Annotated in this window: 14 protein-coding genes; 10 read left to right on the forward strand and 4 right to left on the reverse strand. The window is 61.9% G+C overall.

Annotated features, from left to right (window positions below):
* Window positions 1-144: 144 nt before the first annotated feature.
* Entirely contained in the window at window positions 145-1071 is a 927-nt protein-coding gene (locus FJ527_RS17915) for a lysylphosphatidylglycerol synthase domain-containing protein (RefSeq protein ID WP_140823724.1), read from the forward strand.
* A gap of 41 nt (window positions 1072-1112) precedes the next feature.
* Window positions 1113-2117, forward strand: coding sequence for a glycosyltransferase family 2 protein (locus tag FJ527_RS17920; RefSeq protein ID WP_210241254.1), 1005 nt, complete (start codon window positions 1113-1115; stop codon window positions 2115-2117).
* A gap of 319 nt (window positions 2118-2436) precedes the next feature.
* On the opposite strand, the gene FJ527_RS17925 is transcribed toward FJ527_RS17920, so the two are convergent.
* The gene (locus tag FJ527_RS17925) at window positions 2437-2859 is read right to left on the reverse strand and encodes a hypothetical protein (protein WP_015318489.1); all 423 of its coding nucleotides are present in this window, start codon (window positions 2857-2859) and stop codon (window positions 2437-2439) included.
* A 326-nt stretch (window positions 2860-3185) separates the two neighbouring features.
* A complete protein-coding gene (locus FJ527_RS17930) occupies window positions 3186-5066 on the reverse strand; it encodes a cellulose synthase catalytic subunit (RefSeq protein WP_140726348.1) in 1881 nt (626 codons plus the stop codon).
* 613 nt (window positions 5067-5679) lie between these two features.
* Between FJ527_RS17930 and FJ527_RS17935 the strand changes: the two genes are divergently transcribed.
* Both FJ527_RS17935 and FJ527_RS17940 read left to right on the forward strand, forming a co-directional pair.
* The gene (locus FJ527_RS17935) at window positions 5680-6603 is read left to right on the forward strand and encodes a glycoside hydrolase family 26 protein (RefSeq protein ID WP_015318491.1); all 924 of its coding nucleotides are present in this window, start codon (window positions 5680-5682) and stop codon (window positions 6601-6603) included.
* 131 nt (window positions 6604-6734) lie between these two features.
* Window positions 6735-7253: a DUF995 domain-containing protein gene (locus FJ527_RS17940; RefSeq protein ID WP_140717927.1), complete on the forward strand. Its 519-nt coding sequence runs from the start codon at window positions 6735-6737 to the stop codon at window positions 7251-7253.
* Between the two features lie 143 nt (window positions 7254-7396).
* Here FJ527_RS17940 and FJ527_RS17945 read toward each other — a convergent pair whose 3' ends face one another.
* Together FJ527_RS17945 and FJ527_RS17950 are read right to left on the reverse strand one after the other, a co-directional pair.
* Window positions 7397-7846 carry a DNA polymerase III subunit chi gene (locus FJ527_RS17945; protein ID WP_140823725.1) on the reverse strand — a complete coding sequence of 150 codons (450 nt, stop codon included), beginning with the start codon at window positions 7844-7846 and terminating at the stop codon, window positions 7397-7399.
* A 9-nt stretch (window positions 7847-7855) separates the two neighbouring features.
* On the reverse strand, window positions 7856-9403 hold the full coding sequence (locus FJ527_RS17950; protein ID WP_140823726.1) for a leucyl aminopeptidase: 1548 nt from the start codon (window positions 9401-9403) through the stop codon (window positions 7856-7858).
* 364 nt (window positions 9404-9767) lie between these two features.
* Here FJ527_RS17950 and lptF point away from each other — a divergent pair, with 364 nt between their 5' ends.
* The 6 genes from lptF to rsmA all read left to right on the forward strand — a co-directional run bounded on the left by lptF (window position 9768) and on the right by rsmA (window position 17380).
* Entirely contained in the window at window positions 9768-10970 is a 1203-nt protein-coding gene (gene lptF, locus FJ527_RS17955; protein ID WP_140823727.1) for an LPS export ABC transporter permease LptF, read from the forward strand.
* Window positions 10967-12052 carry an LPS export ABC transporter permease LptG gene (gene lptG, locus FJ527_RS17960; protein ID WP_023795292.1) on the forward strand — a complete coding sequence of 362 codons (1086 nt, stop codon included), beginning with the start codon at window positions 10967-10969 and terminating at the stop codon, window positions 12050-12052. Before lptF ends, lptG begins: the two co-directional genes overlap by 4 nt.
* Entirely contained in the window at window positions 12052-14496 is a 2445-nt protein-coding gene (locus tag FJ527_RS17965; RefSeq protein ID WP_181166386.1) for an LPS-assembly protein LptD, read from the forward strand. The genes lptG and FJ527_RS17965 overlap by 1 nt, the downstream gene beginning before the upstream one ends.
* Window positions 14497-14584: 88 nt before the next feature.
* Window positions 14585-15517: a peptidylprolyl isomerase gene (locus FJ527_RS17970; RefSeq protein WP_181166387.1), complete on the forward strand. Its 933-nt coding sequence runs from the start codon at window positions 14585-14587 to the stop codon at window positions 15515-15517.
* A 13-nt stretch (window positions 15518-15530) separates the two neighbouring features.
* Window positions 15531-16547, forward strand: a complete 1017-nt coding sequence (pdxA, locus tag FJ527_RS17975; protein ID WP_181166388.1) for a 4-hydroxythreonine-4-phosphate dehydrogenase PdxA — start codon at window positions 15531-15533, stop codon at window positions 16545-16547.
* Window positions 16544-17380: a 16S rRNA (adenine(1518)-N(6)/adenine(1519)-N(6))-dimethyltransferase RsmA gene (gene rsmA / locus FJ527_RS17980; RefSeq protein ID WP_140823731.1), complete on the forward strand. Its 837-nt coding sequence runs from the start codon at window positions 16544-16546 to the stop codon at window positions 17378-17380. The genes pdxA and rsmA overlap by 4 nt, the downstream gene beginning before the upstream one ends.
* Window positions 17381-17400 lie beyond the last annotated feature (20 nt).

The raw sequence follows: 17400 nt of genomic DNA on the forward strand, positions 1-17400 counted from the left end.
CGACGGCTCAGCGGCCACGCATCCGCCCCGCGGAAGGCCGGCAAGGCGGTGGGCCAGGCGAACCGCCCCAGGATGACGCCTTGGACGTTCAGTCGCCACGATGCCGCCGCTGGAACTCGGCGGTGAAAACCGGCGGAGAATTGGTTGAAAAGAGCAATCTCGATAATCGTGACGCTGGCCCTGCTGGCTTGGCTGGCAAGCGACTCGCGCTGGCGGATGGTCGGCGATGCATTCGACCGCATCACGCCAGCTACGTTCGCGGTGGCGACGATCGCCTTTTTCGTCACCTATGTCTTGCGTGCGCTACGCGTCTGCGACGAGTTCCGCGACGAGGTGAATGGCCGTTTCGGAGCCTGCCTGCGCGTCATTCTGATCCACAATGCGATGATCAACGTCGTACCCTTCCGGGGCGGCGAGACGGCCTTTCCCTTGCTCCTGCGCCAGGTCTTCGGCGTGCCGATCATGCGCGCCAGCGCCTCGCTGCTGTGGTTCAGGCTGCAGGACGCTTTCGTCGTCGGCGTGCTGGCGCTGGCGGTGTGGCCGGGCCTGCATGCGGCGATAAGGATCGCTGGGATCGCCGCCTTGATCGCTGCCGCCTGGTACCTGCCGCGCTGGGCGCGCGCGCCGCATGACTGGGCCGGGCGCGGCAGGATCGTGGCGAAGCTCGGCCTGCTGCGCGACACCTTCACCGAGGCGACCGGGCGCTCGCGTTACGGCTGGTGGTGGACGATCGCCAACTGGTCGCTGAAGCTCGCCGTGCAGGGATGGCTGCTGGCCCTGATACTGGGAACATCCTTCACGACGGCCTTTCCAGGCGTCGTCGGGGCCGAAGGCGCCGCAATATTGCCGGTGCAAGGCGTCGCCGGCTTCGGCACTTATGAAGCGGGAGCGGCGGCGGCACTGCTCACATCCGGAATTGCGATGAAGAGCGGTCTGCAGGCGGCCCTGGCGCTGCACCTGTTCATCTTCTGCTCGGCTATCGCCACCGGCGCTATAGCCTGGCTGTTTCCCTCGAAATCGACGCTGCCAGGGACTCCGGCCGTCGGACCTGCAAGGAAGCCATCCCAATGAACATATTGCCCATCCCCGCTTCGGGGCTGCCTGAGGGCGCGATGATGCCGGACCATACGCTGTCCATCGTCGTGCCCATGTACAACGAGGCCGAAAACGTCGAGCCGCTGCTGACGCGGATTCACCAGGCGATGGAGCGCTACGAGCAGCCGTGGGAGGTCGTGCTGGTCGATGACGGCAGCACCGACGCGACGGTGAGCGAGATCAGGCGCCTGGCTGCGCATTATGGCCCGCATGTGCATGCGGTCGAACTCGTGCGCAATTACAAGCAGACCGCCGCGATGCAGGCCGGCATCGACGCGGCGCGCGGCGATGTCATCGCCACGATCGACGGCGACCTGCAAAATGATCCCTTCGACATCCCGCGCATGGTCTACCGCCTGCTGAGCGAGGATCTCGACTTGGTGGTCGGCTGGCGCAAGGACCGCCAGGAGGGGCTTTTGATGCGCAGGCTCCCTTCGCGTATCGCCAATGCGCTGATCGCGCGCGTCACCGGCGTGCGCCTCAAGGACTATGGCTGCAGCCTCAAGGTCTATCGCGGCAGCGTCATCCGCAGCGTCAAGCTCTATGGCGAGATGCACCGCTTCATCCCGGCATGGCTGGCTACCGTGACGACCCCCAGACGCATCGCGCAGGAGGTCGTGACGCATCATGCCCGCATCCACGGCCAGTCCAAATACGGCATTTCGCGCACCTTCAGGGTCGTGCTCGATCTGGTGTTCATGTATTTCTTCATGCGCTATCGCACACGGCCCGGACATTTCTTCGGTGGCATCGGCATCGCGCTTGGCGCGCTAGGTTCGCTGATACTTGCCTATCTGCTTTGCCTGAAGCTGTTTTTCGCGCAAGACATCGGAACACGGCCGATGCTGTTCACTGGCTTCTTTCTGCTGATCGCCGGAGTGCAGATGGTGACGTCGGGCGTGCTGGCGGAAATGCTGGCCCGCGTCTATCACGAGGCAAACGGATCATCGGCCTATGTCGCGCGGCCACGGCCGGCGCCCGGCGACGATGACGGCTGGCTCCGCCCGAGCCGGCCTTCATGAGGAGATCGGAACGCCAGGGATATTCATGGCCACGAGCCCGTGGCGGTCGAAGGGCAAGAGATAAGGCGCAACCCTGCGCCCACCTCTCGCCCTCGACTCGTGCCCCCAGCGAAGGCCTCGGCGGCAGCCCTCGGTCAGGCACCGCCACTTACACATGTCGCGGCGAATAGGATTCGCCCGACCTGCTTTAAGCTTCTGATCTGCATGTCGTTGTCCCGGAACCGAGCACACTTCCGGGCGACATGCATTCTGATTTTATGCATGTCGTTGCCCCGGAACCGAGGACACTTCCGGGCGACGTGCATTTAGGTCCAATGCTCTAGTAACGCGAACGGCAGCTGGCGCGCTGGCCGAAACCGCTCGGGCCGCAAATCCAGGGCGAATGCCCCAGGAACTGACCGCCATTGCCCGGGCTGTAGGAAACCTTCACCGGTGCCGGCCTATCAATCCGTTGCGGCCGCACGAAGGCCGCGTAGGCCTCCTCCCTGGTACGCGTCACGACGCTCATCTGTGTAAGCGGTTTGCGGTAGAGAAGCTTTGTCTTGACGTGATGGACCTTCCCAGCGTGATGGGCCATTTTGCCGAACCCGTAGTCGATGGTTCGCCCGTTGATCGAGCCGGTCTTGGTTGTATCCATGGTCTGGCAGCCGGACACCATCGAGACGAGCACAAAAGCAGCAACAGCACAGGTATATTTTCTGCCGTTGTTGGCCAAATGTTCCATAACCCTGTTCATCTGCATCTCTCTACCCTTAAACATAATTCGGTTATGTGCGGGTGATATACTTTATAGTCGGCTTCTTTCCGCACTTTTTAAGTGATCATCGCCACTCAATCTGCATACGTATATTAGAACGAACTTATTAAAATTCGTGCAAACAGCATAATGAACACAGTCTTTCGGTGTTCGCTCGGATATGACGAAAATTCGATTGATTGCATCGGAGGCTGGCGGGGAGCCTGGCGTGGGGGTGCTTCGGCAAACGAAGCCTCCGCACCGGTGGCAACGACGGCGATCGGCGCTCAGGCTGGCAGAGTCGAAGGGCTGTTGCAGGTGTTAGGGGACGCTCAGCGCTGCGTTTCCCAACCTGGATCGAAGTAGAAATTGCGGGCGCCGATTTCGCCCATGCCGGCGCCCGAAACTGGGAAAGCCATCTTGACGAGATGAACGGCGCCGGCACCCTGCTGCAGTCCGTAAATGCCCTCCAGGCCGCGGCCGTAAAAACCCGCGAGCGGAGCCGTTAAAGCCACGCCGGCGAGCGAAGCCTGCAAGACAAATTTGCCGATACTTGGCCGCAGGGAAATCTTGTTCTCGGTGACGTGCTTGGCAATGATCACTATGGTCAGCAGGCTATATAAAGCTGCATTGAACGCGGCGAACCAGTAAAAACCCGTGGCGCTCTGCGGATTTTGTACAAGGAGCACGGGCAACGACGCACCGACGGCAAGCGCCACATAGGGGATGACGACACGAACCGGCAGGAGATCCTTCGGGCCGCGGCCCTTCGGTGTGACGCGAAAATCGACAAACGATTTGGTCAGATAGTCGCGGACGGCCGACAGCGTGCCCGCCAGCACCCACGGCCAGCGCGCGAAGAAATGAAACAGCATACCTTCCCAGCTGAGTGCCTTGGCCGTTACCGGTCGTGAGAGCGCGAACGCCTTCAACATCATCACCAAGACGATCGGCGTAACCGAACTCGGCGCATAATGGAGAATGAAATCCAGATATGTCACATTGGCGAAGTTCCGGCCAGAAAACAGCGCGTAGATCGGCATGAGATACGTGGAGAGCGCGAGCAGTGCGAACAGCGGGTACCAAAGCTGGCAGAAAACGAACTGCAACCTCAATCGCAACCTCAGCTTGGAGAGATACATGGGCGAGTATTCGAGCAGGATGGTGGTCAGGCTCCTCGACCACTGGAATTCCTGAGTGACGAGGTCGGCGAAAGTCTGCGGGCCATCACCGTGCGCAATGGCGTCGATTGCATGCACGCCGCGCCAGCCCCCCGCGTTGATCAGCATGGAGGTCGAGTGGTCTTCGGCCAGTTCTGGGCCAAGCCCGCCCGCCTGCTTCAATGCGGCGGTGCGCACTGCATAGTGCGAGCCTATGCACAGTGGCGCTCCGACGCTCGTGTAGCCGGACTGCAGCAGGCCGTGCAGCATTCCCTCCACGAACAGTCGGCCGCGGGCCGACCAACTCTCGGCGGCATTGTTGTCGCAAATGCTCGGCGCCGAGACATAGCCGACAGCGGGGTCGGCGAAGGCCGCCAGCATCTCGCGCAGATAGGTCAGCGTCGGCACGTGATCGGCGTCCATCTGGGCGACGAAGTCGTAGCGTTCATAGCCGTAGTGATCATAGAAGAACGCGAGATTGCCTTCCTTGCAACGGGTTCGCCGCGGCCAGGTCTTGCGATGATAGTCTTCCCGGCCTCGCCGCGTCGAAATCTGGATGTTTCGCGCCTCGCACCATGCGATCGTCTCCTCGGAAGGGTCCTCGTCGGCAAGCCAGGTGTCGTGAGGATAATCCTGCGCAAGCATCGCCTCGAGCGTGCGCGCAACCACGAAAAACGGTTCGGATGGCGCTTTCGTCACCACCATCGCCACCCTTGAACTCGCAGCGACCGTGTGAAATTTGGACGGCCTTTTCGACACAAGCACGAATAACAGGAAATACATCGGCATCAGCGTCAGCCAGGCCAGCACCGTCGTCGCGAAGGCGTATGGCCCGATGTACTCGACATGCTCGGGCCTTAGCCACCAGATCCAGAAAAAACCGAGCGTGACGAACCAGAATGCCAGCGCCAGCCTCAGGATCCATTGCTGAGTGGCCGACAGGACGGGAACCAGAAAAGGGCCCTTCTGCGCCGCCTTGGCCAGAGCCGCCCGAGACCCGCGTTTCGGCCTCGTCTTACCGCTGATGGTCGCCACGTCCGCGGAAACACTCATACACGTACCGCCGCCACTCTAAGCGTCAGCCGAAGACGGCCGACAACCTTCAACCCCGGCGCCAGAATCCATCCTAAACTTATTAGAGTCAACTAAATTAAGAGCTTCTTAACTATACTTCTTGGGAACTGGTTAACCTAACGCCTTTGAATCGCCGGGCCGATCCGGCGGTCGCGCGCCCCCGACCAGCGCTGGACGGGCAAGCCGGACGTTTTGCGTTGAGGAATTCACCGAGAGGGGCTGGTCCCCATGTCTGGATGAGGACAAGCAGCGTTAACCGCGTTGCGAGCGCCAAGGTTAAGCAACCGTTAATTGTGCTTGACTCTTGGCCCCGACCGGCTCTTAAATTAGCTAGGGATGATGTATCGGGATGTTGACGCGAATTTGTGAGTATCGCGGCGAACTTTCTCTCTGAAGCTCTTCAGTATCGGAGCCTTGAGGGATAATTTTGGGTGGGTCCGTGCCAAGTTCGCACACTCGCCAATGGTCGCTCCGAAATCCCGCAGATTACGCCAATAGAGCCGATGGGTGTTGGATAGGCGTGTCGATCAGGCATCGACGCGCCGGGCGAAGCCTTGGCTTCCGTAGGAAGTCGGGCCTTGGGAGGCAAACAATGAAACGCTCCGCAGCAAATGCGCTTGTAGTCACGCTGGTTTTGGGCGGAAGCGCCGCGTTCCCCACGGCGGGAGGCGCCGGCTCCGTCCCCGTGACGGACCCCGTTCAGACGAGCAGCGCCGCGTCGGCATTCGGGTCGTACGATCCGTATGGCGATTTCACCAATGACAAGACCGCCAGCATCGAGGAACTGTTCCTGCCTTGGGAAGACGTCGATTTATCGACGCTGCCTCTGGCCGATGCTTATGCCCAGCAGCGCGGGCGCTCGCTGTTGATCACGATCGAGCCGTGGACCTGGTCGAAGGACTGGCGCATCACCCCGCCCGAGCTGCGAGACGGCATATTGGGCGGCAGATATGATGCCAATATGCAGGCGATCTGCGGCTTGGTGGGACAGATGAAAAGCCCGGTGACCATTCGCTGGGCGCAAGAAATGGAAGACAAGAACGGTCGCTTCACCTGGGCCAACTGGGCACCGAAGGACTGGATTTCCGCCTACAAGCGCGAAGTCGATATCTGCCGCAAGGCCGCCCCCACGGCCAAATATATGTGGTCGCCCAAAGGCGATGAAGGCTTGGAAAAATACTACCCTGGTGACGACTATGTCGACGTGATCGGCCTGTCGGTGTTCGGCCTGCAGAAAAAGGACAACGACGAGGCCGGTCACGACCGTACGTTCGCCGAGTTGCTGAAGCCAGGCTATGATCGCGTTGCGGGGTTCAACAAGCCGATCGTGGTGGCGGAACTCGGCTATGTCGGCAAGCAGGACTATGTTTCGAAGTGGCAGGACGATTCTCGCAAGTCCTATGCGGAGTTCCCGGCGCTGACTTCAGTTGTCTACTTCAACCAGAAGGAAGTGTGGCCGTGGCTGGGGGGCTATGGTCTGCCCGACTGGAGGGTGACCCAGCACGTCCTGCCGTAGACGCGTCGTCCCGATGCGTCCCGACACGATCGGGATGGATCTCCATCTTTCTGTTTGTTTGCCATCCATGCCGAACCAGCGTTTCGGCATGATGGTGAGGCGTGGCGTGAATCAGTCCGTGGAGTAGTTCCGTGAAACGAGTGCTGGGTAATTGTCTTGGAGCGGCATTCGCCTGCTCCGTTCTTGTTCTTGCCTTACAGGTCCCCGCGACAGCCAAGACAGCGGCCAAAATCGCCGAGCAGGCGCAAAAGGGCGCCGTGGTGCCCGACGAAGGCGTCTACCAGATCTATCAGAACCGTTCGTGGATGTGGGGCAATCACGGGGCCGCGTTCTTTGCCGTCAAGCAGCGGCAATTTAATGCCTGGTCGACGGAAAAGGGCCAGCCGGGCTATGGCGACGGGATATGGTTCATCCCCGGCGGCGGCAAGTTGTGCTACCGCGCGCAATGGCACGGCTCCTGGGGCGTGAAGGGCTCAATGACCTGCTTCGAGCATCGCCAGACCGGCAAAGCGATCTACAAGCGCAAGTCGCCTGATGGCGAGTGGTACGTTTTCAGGAGTTCGCATCGGAACCGGTCGGACGAGTCCGCGAAATTGAAATACGGCGACTACGTCACCAGGAAACAGACACGGATCAAGGCAAGGCTTTAGAACCGTCCTCCGCGAAAGCCGCCGGGCTGGAGTTGTTCATCGTTCCAGGCGAACGTCGAACTGCTCTTCGTTCTAGCGCAATTCGCCAGGCAAGGCGCTGCGCGCTTTTCCCGGGATAGGTCCACACTTTCCGTGGAATTGCTCTACGCCTTGCGCTCCCAGCGGCGGTCCGCGGCTTGCTGCCAGTAGGTCACGGCGTGGCCGGCGTCCTTCATCGTCTTCCAATGCGCCCGGGCCATCTCGACCTGGGCCGCGTCATGGCCGTCGAACAGGAACACCGCACGCTCATAGCCGCCGAGGTCGGGCGGAGCCGCGCCGTCTACGAGGAACCTGATCTTGGCTTGGTTGGGATTGCCCTCGCCGGTGGTCAACAGGATTGGCTGTTCACCGGGATAAGCTTCGCGATCGGTCGCGTGCGCCAGGAAAGAATCGTCGCGGAAAGTCCACAGATGCTGGTCGAGCGCGTCGCGCCGCTCCTCGGTGCCGGTCTGCACCGCGGCGCGCCAGCCGCGATCGACGCTGCGCTCGAGCAGGCCCGGCAGCGCATCCTCCAGCGTCGATTCGGTCAGATGGTAGAACAGCACATCGGCCATGGACGAACGTCAGCTCTCGTAGTGATCACGCACCAGCCGGTCCAGCAGCCGAACGCCGAAACCCGAACCCCAGGACTGGTTGATCTCGTTCAACGGCGAGCCCATCGCGGTCCCGGCAATATCGAGATGCGCCCAGGGCGTGTCCTTGACGAAGCGCTGCAGGAACTGCGCGGCAATGATCGCGCCGCCGTAGCGGCCGCCGATGTTCTTCATGTCGGCGTTCTTGGAATCGATCAGCTTGTCGTATTCGGCGCCGAGCGGCATGCGCCACAGCCGTTCCTGCGTTGACTGTCCGGCGGCGGTCAGCCTTTGCGCCAGTTCGTCGTCGTTGGAGAACAGGCCGGCATAATGCAGGCCGAGCGCAACCATGATGGCGCCGGTCAGCGTTGCCAGGTTGACCATGAATTTCGGCTGGAAGCGGTCGTTGCAGTACCACAGCGCGTCGGCCAGAACGAGGCGCCCCTCCGCGTCGGTGTTGAGCACCTCGATGGTCTGTCCGGACATGGAGGTGACGATGTCGCCGGGGCGCTGGGCATGACCGTCGACCGCGTTTTCGACAAGACCGATGATGCCGACGACATTGGCCTTGGCTTTGCGCGCGGCAAGCGCATGCATCAACCCGGTCACGGCGGCGGCCCCGCCCATGTCGCCCTTCATGTCCTCCATGCCCGAGGCCGGCTTGATCGAATTGCCGCCGGTGTCGAATGTGACACCCTTGCCGACGAAGGCGACGGGCCTGTCCTTCGGCTTGCCGCCGTTCCACTGCATGACCGCCATGCGGGCGCCCCGGGGCGAGCCTTGCGCGACGCCGAGCAGCGAACCCATGCCGAGCTTCTTCATCTCCTTCTCGGTCAGGATCTCGACGTTGACGCCGAGTGCCTCGAGTTCCTTGGCGCGGGCGGCGAACTCGACAGGTCCCAGCACGTTTGCCGGTTCGTTGACGAGATCGCGCGCCAGAAGCACACCGTCGATCACCGCCTCGGCATCGGCGAAAGCTTTCTTGGCGCCTGCGGGGTCGGCGGTATGGATGGTCACCTTGACCGGCTTTTTCGGATCGGGCTTACCGTTCCCTTGGCCACCCCCCTGGCCGCCTCCTTGGCCGTCGTCCTTATCCTTCCTGGTCTTGTACTTGTCGAAGGAATAGCTGCGCAAAAGAATGCCCGCCGCGAGGTTCGCGGCGTCCTTGCCATCGGGCGAAGCGCCGGCCAGGTCGAGCACCACGGCCACGTCGGTTGCCTTGCGCAGCGATGCCGCAATGGTGCCGCCGAGCTTCAGCCAGGCATATTCGTCGAGCCCCGCGACCTTGCCGGCGCCGATCGCGACCAACCTGTCGAGCGACGTCGTTTCCGGCGCCAGGATTTCGACGATGCCGGCGAGCTTGCCGGTAAACTCGGCGATCGGGAAAGCCCGATCCAGCGTCTTGCCCGGATCGTAAGCCCTGGCCGCATCGCTCAGGCCGCCATTATCCGCCGACAGCACGAAGACCGTGCCCTTCCTGCTCGCCGCCGCCTGGGGCGCGGCGAATTTCGCAAAGGCGATCGACGGTCTCGGGTTCATCATGTCCTGCTTTCGGGGATTGGGCGACTTTGCGCGAAGCGGTTTGAAGTGATCCGCGACATTTGGTCGTTTTCCGGCATTTGGCAAGACTTTGCCAAAATGGCTACCCATATGAGACGTGGAATCGAAGGCGATTCGTCGCGGCACGGCCCCGCTTCATGCCGCAACCTGTTGTTAACCATCGATGTTCGTCCTTTCTTATCCATTGCCGCCGACACTCCGATCCGCTGCGGCACGCGACGTGGGACGGGAACCAGATCGCCTGCCTGATGCAGCCCAACGGAGCCAGTTGTGCGGGCGTCGCCGGACAGCTACCCTTAGCGTGGTGGCATGATGCCGTTCGAGAAAATCGAGTAAAGCCTTCATGAAGGTCATTGAATGCTACATCATGCGGCGCACTTTCGTTGTCTTCATCGCAGCGCTGGTCTGGACGCTGGCCATCGTGTGGACGACGCAGGTGCTGGCCAAGATCAATCTGGTCACGGACAGCGGCCAGTCGGCCTTGACCTTCTTCGAGGTCGCGTCTCTCATTCTCCCTTCTATCGTTCCAATCGTCGTGCCTTTCGCGCTCGTGGTGGCGGTCGCGCAGACACTCAGCGTGATGAATTCGGATTCGGAACTCGCGGTGGTCAATGCATCGGGTGCCTCGCGCTGGACCATCGTGCGGCCGATCATGCTGCTGGCGCTGGCCGCCAGCGTCTTTTCATTCGCCGTGGACAACGGCATCGACCCCTATGCACGACAGAAGAACCGCGCCCTGGTGGCGGAGTCGCGCGCCGACCTTTTGTCGCTGATCATTCAGGAAGGCACCTTCCGCAAGATCGAGGAAGGACTGTTCCTGCAGATTGGCGAGCGGCTTCCCGACAACCGGCTGGGTGGCATCTTCGTCGCCGATTCCCGTGAGGAAGGCGTCAATCTCGTCTATTATGCCAAGACCGGCAGCATCATCGAGCGGGGCGGCGAAAAGGTGCTGATGATGAATGACGGCGTCATCCATCGCAAGACGCTGACAGGCGACCTCAGTGTTATCCGGTTCACGTCCTATGCCTTCGACATGTCGGCCTTCATGTCGGCGGCCAACCAGGTGACGCTCCTGCCAAAAGACCAGACCACCCAGTACCTGCTCAATCCAAGCCCCAACGACAAGAACTACCAGCAAAGTCCGCAGGAGTACCGGGCGGAGATCGACCAGCGGTTTTCGGAATGGACATACTCCATGGTTTTCGCACTGATCGCGCTCGCGGTCGCGGGAGACGCGCGTTCGCATCGCGAGGCGCGCGTCAATCCGCTGATCACCGCCATCGCGATATCGCTGTTCGTACGCTGGCTGGGGTTCTTCGCCGCAAGCAAGGCCGACGAGGTCCCGCAATATTCCTATGTGGTGTATGGCATACCGATCGCGGCTTCCGCGGTGGCGATCTGGTTCATCGTGTCGAACCGGACCATGGAACTGCCGGTTGCCTGGGCGGACTGGATGACAAACCTGGCCAGCCGCATCGGTGACGGGTGGAATGCCCTCAAGTCTCGTTTGTCCAGGCGCGACACCTCGGGCCAGGGAGTCGGCTGATGGGCTGGACGCTGGGCCGTTACTTCTTCTTCCGTTACGTGGCGATCACGATCTGGTTCTTCATCGGCCTTCTGGCGCTGGTGTTCCTGATCGATTTCACGGAATTGTCGGGCCGCACCACTGGCCTGCCGGGCTTCACCTATGGGACGGCGATGGCCATTTCAGGCCTTCGAATGCCCATGATCATGCTGCAGACGGTGCCGTTTGTCGGCTTGTTCTCGGCGATGGCGACGCTGGTTTCGCTCAACCGGCGTTACGAACTCGTCATCGCGCGGTCCGCGGGTGTCTCCGCCTGGCAGTTCCTTTTGCCGTGCTGCATCGGCGCATTGCTGTTCGGCGTCGTGTCGGTCGGGATCATCAACCCGCTTGCCGCCCACGCTTTCTCCTTGTCCGAACAGATCGAGACCGAGCTGCGCTCCGGCAAGTCCAATACCGTTTCAGCAGATGCCGCGCCCTGGATTCGCCAGAAAACCAGTTCCGGCGACACGATCATCGGCGCGCGGGCTATCCTCGACCAGGGCCTGGAGATGGCCGACGCCGTGTTTTTCATCCTCGACCAGCAAGGCAACATCGTCGAGCGCAAGGACGCGGCACGGGCCTACCTGCGCGACGGCTATTGGGAATTGCAGGATGTGAAGACCTTCAGGAACGGCACCATCCAGCCCGTCGCGAGCGATCGTGTGCCGACCAATCTGAAGCCGGAATTCGTGCAGGAGCGGCTGGCGCGCCCGGAGACAATTCCCTTCTATGACCTGCCCGGAAAAATCGAGGTTGCCCGTTCCTTCGGCCTCAAGGCAAATGCCTTTGCCATGCAGTTTGATTCGCTGGTGGCGTTGCCGTTCCTGCTCGTCGCCATGACGCTGATTGCTGCAACAGTTTCAATGCGATTTGCGAGGATGGGACAATCGGCAACGATGATTCTGGGTGGCGTCGTTGCCGGGTTTCTGCTTTATGTCGTTTCGGTGCTGGTGAAGGCGTTCGGCGTGGCGGGGTTCGTGCCGACTGCCATAGCCGCCTGGGTGCCGGTCGTGGTAGCTATGTTCTTCGGGGTGACTTTCCTGCTATACAAGGAAGACGGCTAGTGAGGGAGGCGTTTTTGCCCAGCGACAGGCAGGCCCATTTGGCGCGCCTTTATGCGGCGAGCGCCTTGGCGTGCCTGCTTGCCTGCGGCGTCCCGCTGCCGGCCTTCGCGCAGGAGGTCGGCAACTTGGCGGCCACCGTTCCATCCGGTTCGCAGATGCTGCTGGCCGCCGACACGCTGGAATACAACAACGACAACCAGACCGTGACCGCCGTCGGCGGCGTGCAGATCGACTATGGCGGCAACCGCCTCGTCGCCCAGAAGGTCGTCTACAACCGCAACACCAAGCGGATGGTTGCCAGTGGCAATGTCGAAATCGTCAACAGCGACGGCACGAAGATCAATTCACAACACATCGACATCACCGACGATTTCGCCGACGGTTTCGTCAACGCGCTGCGCGTTGAAACGGTCGACAAGGCCTATTTCGCCGCCGAAAGCGCCGAACGCATGGGCGGCGTGCTGACCACTTTCCACAATGGTGTCTACACCGCCTGCGAACCGTGCGAGGACAAGCCCGACAAGGCGCCGACATGGCGCGTCAAAGCCAGGAAGATCATCTGGAACGGTGAGAAGAAGACGGTTCGCTTCGAGAACGCGAATTTCGAGTTCTTCGGCTTTCCGCTGGCTTACCTGCCGGCGTTCGAGATCGCCGATCCCACCGTGAAGCGCAAGAGCGGCTTCCTGATCCCCAGCATCGGCTACAACAGCCATCTGGGGTATAGCGTCAAGGTTCCCTATTATTTCGCCCTTTCGCCGACATATGACCTGACGGTGACCGGAAGCGGTTACACCAAGCAGGGCTTCCTCGGCGAAGCCGAATGGCGCCAGCGCTTCAACAATGGCGAATACACATTCAAGGTTGCCGGGATCCAGCAGCAGAATCCGGACGACTTCCTCGACAGCGCCGCGTTCCCCTCGACCGCTGGCCACAATATCGATTCCGGCGCGGTGGGCGATCCGAACAAGTTCCGCGGCATGATGGGCACGCAAGGGCAGTTCGCCATCAACGAACGCTGGAATTTCGGCTGGGACGTGTTGCTGCAGACCGATAAGAATTTCTCAAATACCTACAACATCGCCAAGTACAATTCGTATGTCCATCAGTCCTCGGTCTACCTGACTGGTCTCAACGACCGTAATTATTTCGACGTGCGCGCCATGCATTTCGAGGTCCAGGAAGATACGCCCAACGACAATGCCGCCGCGCGAAGCGGCCAGCAGCCCTGGGTGCTGCCCTCGCTCGACTATGCCTATATCCCCGACACATCGGTCGCCGGCGGCCAGTTGTCGCTCAACGTCAACATGCGCGTCATCCGCCGCGAAGATCTCGACGAGGCTTTCAACACGCCATACGACTCTTCTACGCTTGCTCAGCGCGTGCGCGGCATCGAAGGCGAGTCCGGCCGCCTCACCGCCGAGGCCGAGTGGAAACGGAGCTTCGTCACCGATGACGGGCTGGTATTGACACCGCTGCTGGCATTCCAGGGCGACGTTGATTACGTCCGCGCTTCATCAGCTTCGCTTGCGGCCATTCAGGAGATGGCCGCCAACCCTGTGATAAATGCCAGCGAAGACATGCGCTCGTCCTTTGCCCGCTACATGGCGACTGCCGGGCTCGAGATGAGCTGGCCGCTGTTGTTCTCGCTGGCCAGCGGCTCGAGCCATGTTGTCGAGCCGATGGCACAGGTGTTCCTGCGTCCGAACGAACAGTATGTCGGCGGCCTCTCCATTCCGAACGAAGACGCGCAGAGCATGGTTTTCGATGCGACCACGCTGTTCGAGCGCGACAAGTTCTCCGGTTATGACCGCATCGAGGGCGGCTCGCGTGCCAATGTCGGGCTCCGCTATTCCGGCTCCTACATCAATGGCTGGGGCACCAATGCCATCTTCGGCCAATCCTATCAAATTGGCGGCGAGAACTCCTTCGCGGCACCCGATCTGGTCAATGTCGGCGCAAATTCAGGCCTTGAGACCACCAAGTCCGACTATGTCGGCCTGTTTGGCATAACCAGCCCCAATGGATTCGCGGCTTCGGTCAGCGGCCGGTTCGACGAACAGAGCTTCGAGATCCGCCGCGCCGAGCTGAAAGCTGCCTACTCCGGCCTGCCGGTATCGTTGAGCGCGAAGTATGCCTTCATCCAGGCGCAGCCGCTCTACGGTTTCACCACCGACCGTCACGAGGTCACGCTGGGTGCATCCACGCATCTTGCCGAGAACTGGCGCGTGTTCGGGACAGGAACCTACGATTTGCAGGAGGGCCTGCTGGTCAAGGACGGGGTGGGCTTCGCCTACAACGATTCCTGCTTCACCTATCTGATGACGTACGCGCAGTCGCGTGACCTGAACACCAGGGAAGTGACGCAAAGCATCGGATTCAACCTCTCGTTCCGCACCCTCGGCGACTTCGGCTCGTCGAGCAACGGAGTCGACACCATCCAATAGGCGGCGACATCGTTTCGCCGCATAGGGCTGGCACGGATTCGCGTATCCGGAAGGAGACGGAACGGGCGAAGCCGGGAATAGAATTGGGATGCCAAGGATGAGGAAATACCTCTTTTCAGCAGGGTTCGCGTTGCTTGTGGCCGCGACATCCGTGTCAATGACCGTCATGACGCCGCCGGCCTTCGCCAGCGAGATCAAATACGTCGTCAACGACATGCCGATCACCACCGGTGATATCGCCCATCGTGCCGCCTTCCTGAAGCTGCAGCGCAAAAAGGGTGATGCTGGCCAGGAAATGATCGACCAGACGCTGCGGCTCGCCGAGGCCAGGCGGCTTGGTATCCGCATCAGCGATGCACAGGTCGAGGCCGCCTATCAGCGCTTTGCCACCAACAACAAGATGCAACTGGGCCAGCTCGACGGCGTCATGGAAAAATCCGGCGTCGGCAAGGACCATTTCAAGGAGTTCATTCGCGCCCAGATGGCCTGGAACCAGGCCCTGAGCGCGCGCTACCGTTCCGGCGAAGGCGGCAGCGTGACCGAACAGGACGCGGTGCGACGTATGCTCGACAAGGGCGGCGCCAAGCCGAGCGCCATGGAATACATGCTGCAGCAGGTCATCTTCGTCGTGCCGGCGGCCGAACGCAGCGCGACGCTGGCCAAGCGCAAGCGCGAGGCCGACGCCATGCGCGCTCGCTTCAACGGCTGCAACACGACGCGCGAGTTCGCCAAGGGCCTGATCGACGTCACGGTTCGTGATCTCGGCCGGGTTCTGGCGCCGCAACTGCCGCCAGACTGGGCCGAGCAGATCAAAGCGACCAAGGTCGGCGGCGCCACCGTTACGCGCGAGACCGAACGCGGCGTCGAATTCATCGGCATCTGCTCGTCGCGCGAAGTGTCCGACGACAAGACCGCCCAGATGGTGTTCCAGAGCGAAGGCTCCAACGACAAGGCCGCCGACGATCTCAGCAAGAAATATGTCGACGAACTGAAGGCCAAAGCCCGCATCGTCAAGCGCTGACGTGAGTAGCGCGATGACCGCGCTGGCGTTGAGTGTCGGCGACCCATCCGGTATCGGCCCTGAAATAGCCATCGCCGCCTTCCTTGCGCGTGACGCTGTCGGCTTGCCCCCGTTCTATCTGCTGGCCGACCCGGCTGTGGTCACCGCGCGCGCGCGCCACCTTGGCGTTTTGCTGCCCGTCGAGGAGGTGACGCCGGTGCAGGCGATCGAGGTCTTTGGCCACGCCTTGCCGATCGTTCCGCTGACGGCGCGCTTCATCGACAGCCCCGGCCGGCCAGACCCGGCCAATGCGGCCGGCACCGTCGAAGCGATCGACCGTGCGGTCGCCGCCTGCCTTGCCGGTGAGGCCGCCGCAGTCGTGACCTGCCCGATTGCCAAGAAGCCGCTCTATGATGCGGGCTTCCTTTTTCCCGGCCACACCGAATATCTGGCGCATCTCGCGGCTCGGCACAGCGGCGTCGAGGCGATGCCGGTAATGATGCTGGCAGGCCCCGACCTGCGCACGGTTCCCATCACCATCCACATCGCCCTGGCCGAGGTGCCGAAAGTCCTGAACACCGAATTGATCGTCGCGACCGCGCGCATCACCGCGGCCGACCTTGCCAGCCGCTTCGGCATCGCCAGGCCGCGGCTCGCCATTGCCGGCCTCAATCCGCATGCCGGCGAAGGCGGCTCCATGGGCACGGAAGACGAGCACATCGTGCGCCCGGCGGTCGACATCCTGCGCGCCGAAGGCATCGATGCTTTCGGCCCCCTGCCCGCCGACACGCTGTTCCATGCCCGGGCGCGGGCGGGCTACGACGCGGCGCTTTGCATGTATCACGATCAGGCCTTGATCCCGGCCAAGGCGCTGGCCTTCGACGAGGCGGTCAACGTCACGCTGGGGCTGCCCTTCATCCGCACCTCGCCCGACCACGGCACCGCCTTCGACATCGCCGGCAAGGGCATTGCGCGGCCCGACAGCCTGATCGCGGCGCTGAAGCTCGCCAGAAAACTCGCCGACACCGACGCAAGGGCGGCGGCCGCATGAGCATCGATGGGCTGCCGCCGCTGCGCGACGTCATCGAGCGTCATGGACTGCAGGCGAAAAAGGCGCTTGGGCAGAACTTCCTTCTCGACCTCAATTTGACAGGCAAGATCGCGCGCAGCGCCGGCGACCTGACAAATGCCACGGTGATCGAGGTCGGGCCCGGGCCCGGAGGGCTGACGCGAGCGCTGCTTTCCAACGGCGCCCGCCGGGTCGTCGCCATAGAGCGCGACGAACGCTGCCTGGCAGCGCTTGCCGAAGTCTCGGCTCATTACCCCGGCCGGCTGGAGGTGATTTCGGGCGACGCGCTGAAGACCGACTTCGCCGCCCTCGCCGCGGCGGCTGGAGATAGTAGGCAGGTGCGGATCGTGGCCAATCTGCCCTACAACATCGGCACGGAACTGCTGGTCAGATGGCTGACGGTCACGGACTGGCCGCCCTTCTACGCCTCCATGACATTGATGTTCCAGCGTGAGGTCGCCCAGCGCATCGTCGCAGCGCCCGACAGCGACGCCTATGGCAGGCTGGGTGTGCTCGCCGGCTGGCGCACGCAGGCCAGGATCGCCTTCGACGTGCCGCCTCAGGCCTTCACACCACCGCCCAAGGTCACCTCTTCGGTGGTGCATCTCGAGCCCCGCGCGACACCCCTGCCCGCCGATGTGAAGAAACTCGCTCGGGTCACGGAAGCCGCCTTCGGCCAACGCCGAAAAATGCTACGGCAGAGCGTGAAAAGACTCGGCGGCGAGGCCTTGCTCGAACGAGTGGGGATCGACCCGACACGACGCGCCGAAACGCTTAGCGTCGAGGAGTTCGTGCGGCTGACCAATGCGGTGTAGCTCTCTTCTCGCCGCTCACG

It is taken from the genome of Mesorhizobium sp. B2-4-18 (genome assembly GCF_006441385.1).
GTDB lineage: Bacteria > Pseudomonadota > Alphaproteobacteria > Rhizobiales > Rhizobiaceae > Mesorhizobium > Mesorhizobium australicum.

Bases quoted from the DNA above. Each gene is read 5' to 3' on its own strand.
- FJ527_RS17920 (WP_210241254.1), top strand. From the start codon at position 1,113: ATGATGCCGGACCATACGCTGTCCATCGTCGTGCCCATGTACAACGAG.
- FJ527_RS17925 (WP_015318489.1), bottom strand. From the start codon at position 2,859: ATGCAGATGAACAGGGTTATGGAACATTTGGCCAACAACGGCAGAAAA.
- FJ527_RS17930 (WP_140726348.1), bottom strand. From the start codon at position 5,066: ATGAGTGTTTCCGCGGACGTGGCGACCATCAGCGGTAAGACGAGGCCG.
- FJ527_RS17935 (WP_015318491.1), top strand. From the start codon at position 5,680: ATGAAACGCTCCGCAGCAAATGCGCTTGTAGTCACGCTGGTTTTGGGC.
- FJ527_RS17945 (WP_140823725.1), bottom strand. From the start codon at position 7,846: ATGGCCGATGTGCTGTTCTACCATCTGACCGAATCGACGCTGGAGGAT.
- FJ527_RS17950 (WP_140823726.1), bottom strand. From the start codon at position 9,403: ATGAACCCGAGACCGTCGATCGCCTTTGCGAAATTCGCCGCGCCCCAG.
- lptF (WP_140823727.1), top strand. From the start codon at position 9,768: ATGAAGGTCATTGAATGCTACATCATGCGGCGCACTTTCGTTGTCTTC.
- FJ527_RS17970 (WP_181166387.1), top strand. From the start codon at position 14,585: ATGCCAAGGATGAGGAAATACCTCTTTTCAGCAGGGTTCGCGTTGCTT.
- pdxA (WP_181166388.1), top strand. From the start codon at position 15,531: ATGACCGCGCTGGCGTTGAGTGTCGGCGACCCATCCGGTATCGGCCCT.
- rsmA (WP_140823731.1), top strand. From the start codon at position 16,544: ATGAGCATCGATGGGCTGCCGCCGCTGCGCGACGTCATCGAGCGTCAT.